The following is a 2,301-nucleotide window of genomic DNA, read 5'->3' on the forward strand; positions in this document are numbered from 1 at the left end:
TAAAACCTGAATTATATCTTTTACTAAAATTACCTTTTTTTATCTTATGTTCCAATTTATTATTAGACCAATCCAACTGATTTATAAAAGAAAATCGTCCTTCCAATTTCTCTAGTGATCCTTTCTCCCCATCAATTTGAAATTCGTCTGTTCTATATAGTTGATTAGCCATCGCTCTAGTTATATTTATAAAATTACGACTAGCATTTATTTTTTTATTTACAGTCAATCCGGTTACTTCTTGTCTTGAGGAGTAGTATTCTAATCTTGTTTTACCTTGATTAATTTCAAATCCATTCTTTTTAAGAAGATCTGTCAATTCTTTTATAAAATCAGAACAGGTTTCTTTAAACCTTTTATGATTAGTTGAAAAAGTCAAATCATCAACATATCTTGTATAATACAATTTATACTTTTTAGCTAGTGATAAAATACGTAAATCTACAATATTAAAAATTAAATTTGAAATTATTGGAGATGTGGGTGCGCCTTGAGGTAGCTTTCCATTATAACAAACTAACTGCGCAATTATTGTGGCTTCTTCTTTCGAAAAGCTAAACTCTCTACTTTTATAAAAAAAGCCCTGTACTCTACCAAAATTAAAGGACGGGAAAAAATCAGATATATCTATATTCAATAAATACCTTTTATTTTTATGCCTACGGGCATTAGTTATTATATTTCTCTTTTGTTCATAACCATGAGATATAGTCGATTTTATTCTGTATTGCCTGATATACTCCCTATGAGTTTCATATAATTTTTGACTTAATCTTTTTTGAATGATTTTTAACTCATCTTTAGGTGCATAAATAACTCTACTTTCTCCATTTTTCTTTGGAATCGGAAAGGATTTGTAAAAATAATCTACTTTTTTCCCATATAATACATAAACCAGTTCCTTCTGATTAACTTTAATCCAACCGGCTACTTTTTTTCGTGCATCTTTATAATTCTTCATAATAATAAAAAGCGTATGGTTACTCTTTATATAAAAGTCTAAATACAAAAGTATTAAACTAAAGAATTCATCTGTATCTATAAAAGATTATCTCTAGAGACATAAGAGTCCTAACATTTATATCAACACTTGTGAAGCACAAGTAAAAAATCTAACCATACGCTATTTTTAGCTTACCCCTTTTTAAAAAGTATTTCAATAATAAACTTAATCATTTTATTGAATTCATAACTCTTATACATTCTAACAATATAAATTAAAAAGCATTACTCTAACTCTAATTTTTTGCCCTGGATTACTTTCTGAGAGATAAAGGCAATCAAATTCATTTCTATCGACTTCTTTTATAGCTCTAATATTATCAATACTCTCTAATGTACATTTAATATTTTTTAAAATACTTAAGTAATTTTTTCTTCTTACAAAATATATTAAAGCTGTTTTGCAATCACGCCAAGTCAGATAACTATCTAATTGTAAAATAGCTTCTTGTACAGCCTTTGCTCCAGTCCACATCTTACATTCAGCAACAAAGGCAGCCCTATTCTCTCTTTCTATGCAAATATCAGTTTTTCCATTATTTCTGAAAGCTTCACCAACAGCCCCACCTTTATAAGTTGCATTTAATGTTGCTAATAGTGTATTTCGTAAATCCTCTTCTTTCATTGATTGATATGAATTAGGTGTTCTTTCATAAGTTGATAACGTATGTTTTATAGAGCTTAATATATCAAAATAATCTTTATCTGTAATTCCAAAGTAATCTGACTTCTCATACTTATGAGTTACCGGAACTATATTTCGTTTTAAGGGTATATGGTTTTGAGCATATTCTTTTTTCTCAATTGGTACCTCAAACATAGTGGATATTGTATAAAAGGCCTCTACATTATGTTTTCGCGCTTTTAATACTGCTAAAGCTTTTTCTTTTAAAGAGGCATTAAAAGCATTTACATCATTATTTGCAAAAGAAAGCCCTTGCCTAACCATATCAACATCTTTCTTAAGTACCTTAATTAGATTTTCTTTCGCATTATCTTGTTCCATTTCATCTAAAGTTTTTATATAGCTAAAATTTACTTCATTTTGCAAAATCTCAATTTCAGGATACCTACTCAAGCAATAAGATGAGGCTTTACATTTAAACAACTTTTTTTCTCCATAATACGGAAAACAAAATAAAGCAATAATACCATCAACTTCAATATAGTCTTCTGAATATAATCCATTATAAAATGGATTAATACGCTCCCTAATTTTACTTTGTGATATTTTTCTTTTAGCAAAGTCTTCTTCTTGTAAAGTTATTGGTTCTACAAAAAACTCTTGATAAAGATTCT

General features: G+C 28.0%; 2 protein-coding genes. Both read right to left on the reverse strand.

The features are described 5' to 3' along the window. Positions 1 to 961: reverse transcriptase domain-containing protein (locus Q0370_RS04660; protein ID WP_299572760.1), on the reverse strand; the 961-nt coding region annotated here is incomplete at its 3' end. Positions 962 to 1,204: 243 nt separating this feature from the next. Further along, positions 1,205 to 2,301 (reverse strand): hypothetical protein (locus tag Q0370_RS04665; RefSeq protein WP_299572763.1); only part of this gene is annotated, 1,097 nt, incomplete at its 5' end.

The sequence above is a fragment of the uncultured Leptotrichia sp. genome, from assembly GCF_938036635.1.
GTDB classification, from domain to species: Bacteria; Fusobacteriota; Fusobacteriia; order Fusobacteriales; family Leptotrichiaceae; genus Leptotrichia; species Leptotrichia hongkongensis.